This is a genomic window from Arsenophonus endosymbiont of Apis mellifera (genome assembly GCF_903968575.1).
GTDB classification, from domain to species: Bacteria; Pseudomonadota; Gammaproteobacteria; order Enterobacterales; family Enterobacteriaceae; genus Arsenophonus; species Arsenophonus apicola.
This window is the reverse complement of sequence record NZ_CAJCFU010000054.1, coordinates 1-6,377: the sequence shown is the minus strand read 5'-3', so window position 1 is coordinate 6,377 and position 6,377 is coordinate 1. Positions and strand designations below refer to the sequence as shown.

The window sequence follows — 6,377 nt, the reverse complement described above, 5'->3', positions numbered from 1 at the left end:
CAAAAATAACCCTTTTGGCCCCAAAATCGCGTGAACTTGAATAACGGTCAATTGTTAACAAAATGTTATATTCAAAAATTGTATTTTTCCGATGAGAAAACGTGTCTTTTTAAGCCTTTCGCGGTAATTTTTGCCTGAAAGCTAAAATCCAAGTGCCGATAACCACCATTATGTTAAATAGCATCCTATTTTAGCAAATTAAGTGTTGCCGCCTTCCTACCTCCTTTAAGTCCACTTTAAAAAACGATTCGTTATAATTACGAGGAACACCTATGTCAAAAATACATCAAAACAGAATAAAAGAAATCGACCGAGGATTTATCGCGTTGGAAGTTCTCGGCGTCCTGGTGATTATGGCCTTGCTCGCGTTGTGGGGTGCTGAAAAATACAGCGAATTTCTGGAAGAACAGGAGTGGATAGTTTCCGCTCGCCATTTCAGCGAGTTTAATGAAGCTGCGAAGCACTATATCGCTGACCATTATGATGAACTGTTAACACAACCAAAATCTACGCTTAATAATGCCCTGCTCATTAAAAAAGGATATCTCCAGAAAGGTTTTTCCGACAAAAACCCCTTTGGTCAACAATACGTCACTGGGATTGTCAGAAACAACCAGAAAAGACCTCCCGCCTTGCAGGCATTAACCTGTAGTGTTAATGGTGAAAATCTAACCGAAAAAGGGATGCGCCGTATCGCCGCTCAAATTAACGGTATGGGTGGGTTTGTGGATGAAAGAAACCTCGCCATCGGGGCTTACGGTGGCTGGATAAGCCAGCCAAAGGATTTTGGCCTTGATTGTCGATTTGGACATATTGCCATAGCCCTATCGTCAGAAATATTGGGTAGCGTGTTGCAGGAAAGCGACCGGCTGTATCGTTTTCAGGTAAAGCACAAGCCTGAGTTAAACCGTATGCACACCCATATCGATATGGGTGGTAACAATCTTAATAATGCCAATGCTGTTAATGCCAAAGAAGGGGTTTTTAGTAAAACCGTCACCGCAAACGGGGATATAAAAAGTCAGGGTGGCTGGCTGGTCACGCAGGATAATAAAGGTTGGATAAATACCAAACATGGGGGCGGATTTTATATGACGGATAAAGAGTGGATACGCGCTGTCAACAACAAAAGTATTTATACTGGAGGACAGTTAAAAGGCGGTACGGTTCGCGCAGAGGGCCGCTTATCAACCGGAGATTTTTTACAGCTCGAGAAAGTCGTCGTTGAAGGTTCGTCCTGTCCAACCAGTGGATTAGTGAGTCGGGATGCTAAAGGGGCAGTTCTTTCCTGTCAAACCGGCAGGTGGACCAAAACGACTGGACTGGGTCCTGTTTCCTATCATAAAACCAATTCAGGTGCTAAAAATATTGGCTCACACGAGTTCTGTGCGATTGCTGGATTTAACTTGCCGGGGCAATATTTTAGCAATGTCGCCTGTCATGTGAAACCAGATGAGCATAAAAACTGGATTTTATCGGGTAGCCCGCCGAGTTTTGTGCACTTCCAATGTGAAGCAATTTGCATTAATTAAAAAATTCTACGCATCCTGATTCACCCATATCAATTTATCAACGGGGAAATTAAGTTCTCTGGCAAGATTTAGCAAAGACTCCGTTTCCGCCGTCTCGAGCCTGGGTGTGCGTGAAAGCAGCCATAAATAGTTTCGACTTGGTCCTGCCACCAAGGCATAACGATATTCTGGATGGAGCGCTATCACATGGTAGCCACCATAGAACGGCCAGAAGAAAGAAACTTTCAGTGACCCCTTTTTCGGGGAACCTATAAATTTTGCTTTACCTATACTTTTTCGCCATTGATGCAGCTCGGGCAAAAATCCCCGATTAATGACTTTCACGCTCCCGTCGGGATTAAGCATGTAATTGGCGGTAACCCGTTCTAAGCCACGCTCAAAACGATTGTCTAGTCGGGCAATTTCGTACCAGAGCCCGAGATATTGATTCAAATCAAAATTTTCTACAGCTTTTACACCCTTTGGCGCCGACACGCTACAAGACAGAGATAGCAAAGAAGATATTAGTAAATAGAGATTTCTCAATATTTTCATGTCTCGTCATCCTTATAAGCATTTTGCATCAAATACGCAATCAGCGTAATTCAAACAAACCAAATAGGAAAGTTGTTATGAAAAAAACCTTTTTATCGGCTGCATGGCTATTACTTGCAGCCAGTTACCCCCTTTCTGCCCAGGAAAAAATTGATTCTGATGACCCGTGTACCGTTGTGTTGTGTATGTACGGAAAATTACAAGGTAACAATCAAAGTGAATGCAATGGCGCTGTGCGTAAATTTTTTTCACTTAAAAAATTTGGTCGGCATGGTTTTCGTCCATGGAAAACTTTTGTTAAACGGCGAGATTTTCTTGGCGGATGTCCAACAGCAGATCCGGCTGTTGTCAGCGACATCATGGGGTCAGCTTGGAAAACGGAAAATATCCTACGCTAAGCTTATTTTTTGTACCGACCTATATTAACTGCACGCAACGGACGGTATTTACCTGAGCCCAACTTTAGATTATTCCGCCAGATATAATCACCACTTAGATTGATATGCTCCCAACCTAGAGGGGATAAATGAGAAATTAATGCCTCATGAATCTGAATTCCTTTTCGTTTTAAAGATTCGATAGCTCTTTCTATATATACGGTATTCCACAACGTAATCGCCGCTGTTAACAATGTTAACCCACAGGCACGATAGCTTTGATTTTCCAGACCTCGATCTCTGATTTCGCCTAACCGGTGCATAAAAATGGCTCGTGCTAGGGCATTGCGAGCTTCACCCTTATTTAAACCTGCTTGCACTCGACGACGTAGCTCAGGATCGCAAAACCAATCCAGCATAAACAGCGTTCGTTCGATACGACCGATTTCCCGTAATGCTTTTGCCAGACCATTTTGTTTGGGATAACTCGCCAATTTTTTTAACATTAGCGACGCAGTGACTGTTCCCTGTTTAATCGAGGTTGCCAGCCGAAGTACCTCATGCCAATGTTTTTCAATTTCCCGGATATCCAGACTCGTCGAGGATATCAGCGACTGTAGCCCCGGGTATTGTTCTGCTTTCCCTTTGATAAATAGTTTCTTTTCAGGAAGATCCCTGATCCGAGGGCAGAATGCAAATCCCAATAAATGCATAAGTGCGAAGACATGCTCAGTGAAACCAGCTGTATCGGTATAATGCTCTGTAATTTCCAATTCACTTTCGTGATACAACAAGCCATCAAGTACATGGGTAGAATCTCTTACTCTGCTAATGACTTGAGTATAAAATGGGCTGTATTGATCTGAGATATGAGTATAAATCTGCACACCAGGCTCTGGGCCGTATTTTAGATTTACATGTCCTGCATATCGACCATGACTTCCAACCCGAAAATTTTGCCCGTCAGATGATGACGTTGTACCATTTCCCCACACGGCTGCCAGCGGGCTCTTTTTTTGGGTATTCACCAGCTCAGCAAGTGCAGCTGAATAAGTTTCATCTCTGATGTACCAAGCTTGAATACCTTCGAGTGATGATTTTGTTGTTCCTGGGCAGGACTGAGCCATTTTCGTTATCCCCAAATTGATACCATCTGCAAGGATAGTCGTCAGTAACAACTTTTTGTTTTTGGGTCTGACGTGATTATTTTTGAGGTGAGTAAAGTGGTGGGTAAATCCACTCCAACCGTCCACTTCATCTAATATTTCAGTGATTTTTGGGCGAGGTAACATGGCATAAACGAGGTCAGCAAAAGGAGAAACGTCTGAAGGAACGCTGTCATCAAGTGGCGTTACTTTTACACCATTTTCTGATATATCAACATCATGCAAATCTCCCGCAATCGCCATCGCATTCACTTCTTCCAGACGTGATGATAACAGCGCCATACGTGAGCTAAGGTATTTTTGGCAATCTGTTGGAATGGCGAGTGGTAACTGAGTCTCTTTGAGTAATTTTTCAAAATCAGCGGAAGGAATAAGATAATCGTCAAAATTCTGGTAGCGTCGCGACCCCTTTACCCAGATATCACCCGATCTTAATGCGCCTTTTAGCTCATTAAGGACACAAAACTCATAGTATTTTCGGTCAATCCCCGAGGGGGTTATGACCAATTTTTTCCAGTTTTCAGGGATAAAATTTATGGGCGCGGATGGCGGCACCTTTCGGAGTTGTTTTCGGTATATTTCTTTAAGGGTCTCAAGCGCTTCACTAAGTGACAGCGCTGTAGGAGTTGCCTTGAATTGCAATGCTGATAACATACGGGGGGCATATTTACGCAACGTACTGTATTTTTCGGTGATCAGATTAAGAGGCTCAAAATTATCCTTTCGGGCTAAAAACTGTGTTTCTTCCAGACTGGCGACAAATTCTGGCCAAGGAAGTACGCCTTCTATTGCAGTCCAAGGATCATCCCCTGATTCTCGTGCATTTAGCAGAGCCTGCCCAACGGTAAGATATTGCTTTAACTTACTCTGAATGAGTTTTCCTGTTTTTTGAAGTCGTTCGGCCTGTGTACGCTTTGCTCTACTGAATAAACTGCCCAAGATACGTTCATGTAATTCGATAATTTCATCAGTCAGTGTGGCCCTTGCTTCTGAGATAACACAAACCAACATGGCGTAACGACGTGTCTCGGAGAATTTAGCCAGATCCCTGCTATTCATTTTTCTACCTTCTCGAGCCAATTTGAGCAGTCGGTTTTGGTGAACGGAAAGCGAAATACCTTCAGGTAAAGCCAATCCCTCAATAGCATTTAATCTATCAATATGCTGCAACACATTTTTACCATTAATTTTCCCCGGAGGTTGAAGCAGCCAAGCAAGACGGCTTAGTTGTTCATCCCCTGAGATCAACAGATTATCTAAGGCTGTTTTATGTTGTGGTTCCAGTTGCGTTGTCAGTGCTGTAAACACTGCTCTATCCGCAATTGTCGTGGCTTCAGCAAGGGTCCTCTCAACCACATCAATGGAAGGGAAGATAACATTATTATTATGTAGCCAGATGAGCATCTCTTCAGCAAGGATCAAACCTTTGTCGGTTCGCATAGCATGAGGATATAAATGACTAATGCACATTTTTTGCAAAGGCTTACTGAATGGCACTAATTGTAAATAGCGATAGAGCTCGGCAAGGTGCTCCCAACGGGTTTCCTCTCTAGCAGCGTACTTTTGCCATAAATCAGGATTGAGTTTCAATCTCTCTGCCACTCTGGATAGAATACCATCGTGGGGAAGCGCATTTTTATCTGGGGTAAAACCCAGCCCTCGTAGATAACAGAGTAAAATTGCAAAGCCTAAACGGTTAGGGGGTCTTCGATGTTTTTTAATGAGAATCAGATCTTGCTCATTTAAAAAACATATTCGTGCGAGCAGGATGTCATCATCAGGTACAACCAGTAAACGTTCTTTTTCATCACTGCTCAGTATTTGTCGTCGTGGCATCAATGCTCTCCCAGAATACGGACATAGCTCGCTCTGATTTTCAAAATATAAGCCTATTAAGAAAATGTTTTCTGTTTAACAATGCGTATAACCGTTCGTTCAGAAACACCACATAACCTCGCAGTATCTCGGATGCTCTGCCTATTATTTACTCGAAGTTCAATGATTTTTTCATGCAATTGATGGTCAGCCTGACGCCCCCTGAATTTACCTACCGCCTTAGCTTTTGCTATACCTTCCTGTTGTCGGCGGCGACGATCCAGATAATCTTTTCTAGCGATAGCAGCCAGCATGTCTAACATCATCCCGTTAATAGCTTTAAGCATAACAAAGGTAAACTCATCGCCAACATTTGACGTCAGAGCTATATGGCTTGTTGGAAGATCCAAACTAACAACAATAAGGTCTTTTTCCTGGATAAGACGTTTTAATTTTTCCCAACCCTTTTCATCTAGGCGTGAAAGACGATCAACCTGTTCAATGAGAATAATGTCACCAGATGCTGCATCATCAAGCAAACGTAAAAGTTCTGGTCGTTGGAGTGAGGCCCCAGATACATTTTCAGTGTACCAACTGGCCATGCGAAACCCTTTTTCTTCAACGAAAGCTTTCATCCTATTTTTAGCTCGGAGAGCGTCCTGTTCTTTTGTTGATGCGCGGAGATAACCATGAATGTACATTTTTCACCCATTGATGACGTTTAAGTGGTGATCATAATGTATATGACAGATAAGTAATGATCTAATAGAAAAATGTCAACCCATTAGCTTGTGACAATGGGGTGTACTCAAATGTCATGCGTGGTTAGGTTTTGAGTTTACAATGATGAGGTGAAAGAGAAGTGGTTAAATAGGTAAAAGAATTTAGACAATATCAATTTGTACATAAAATAGCCTTAGCGTAGGATATTTTCCGTTTTCCAAGCGCACCCC

Annotated in this window: 5 protein-coding genes; 2 read left to right on the top strand and 3 right to left on the bottom strand. The window is 42.6% G+C overall.

The features are described 5' to 3' along the window. Positions 1 to 353: 353 nt before the first annotated feature. Positions 354 to 1,532 carry a shufflon system plasmid conjugative transfer pilus tip adhesin PilV gene (gene pilV, locus H1X92_RS08405; protein WP_233458144.1) on the top strand — a complete coding sequence of 393 codons (1,179 nt, stop codon included), beginning with the start codon at positions 354 to 356 and terminating at the stop codon, positions 1,530 to 1,532. Between the two features lie 6 nt (positions 1,533 to 1,538). Here the strand turns inward: pilV and H1X92_RS08400 are convergent, their stop codons facing one another. Next, entirely contained in the window at positions 1,539 to 2,066 is a 528-nt protein-coding gene (locus H1X92_RS08400; RefSeq protein WP_180559725.1) for a lipocalin family protein, read from the bottom strand. A 77-nt stretch (positions 2,067 to 2,143) separates the two neighbouring features. On the opposite strand from H1X92_RS08400, the gene H1X92_RS08395 reads away from it, so the two are divergent. Then, the gene (locus H1X92_RS08395; RefSeq protein ID WP_180559724.1) at positions 2,144 to 2,464 is read left to right on the top strand and encodes a TrbM/KikA/MpfK family conjugal transfer protein; all 321 of its coding nucleotides are present in this window, start codon (positions 2,144 to 2,146) and stop codon (positions 2,462 to 2,464) included. Between the two features lie 2 nt (positions 2,465 to 2,466). Here the strand turns inward: H1X92_RS08395 and H1X92_RS08390 are convergent, their stop codons facing one another. Together H1X92_RS08390 and H1X92_RS08385 are read right to left on the bottom strand one after the other, a co-directional pair. Then, positions 2,467 to 5,445, bottom strand: a complete 2,979-nt coding sequence (locus H1X92_RS08390; RefSeq protein WP_180558317.1) for a Tn3 family transposase — start codon at positions 5,443 to 5,445, stop codon at positions 2,467 to 2,469. Between the two features lie 56 nt (positions 5,446 to 5,501). Beyond that, positions 5,502 to 6,125 carry a recombinase family protein gene (locus tag H1X92_RS08385; RefSeq protein ID WP_006663401.1) on the bottom strand — a complete coding sequence of 208 codons (624 nt, stop codon included), beginning with the start codon at positions 6,123 to 6,125 and terminating at the stop codon, positions 5,502 to 5,504. Between the last annotated feature and the right edge of the window lie 252 nt (positions 6,126 to 6,377).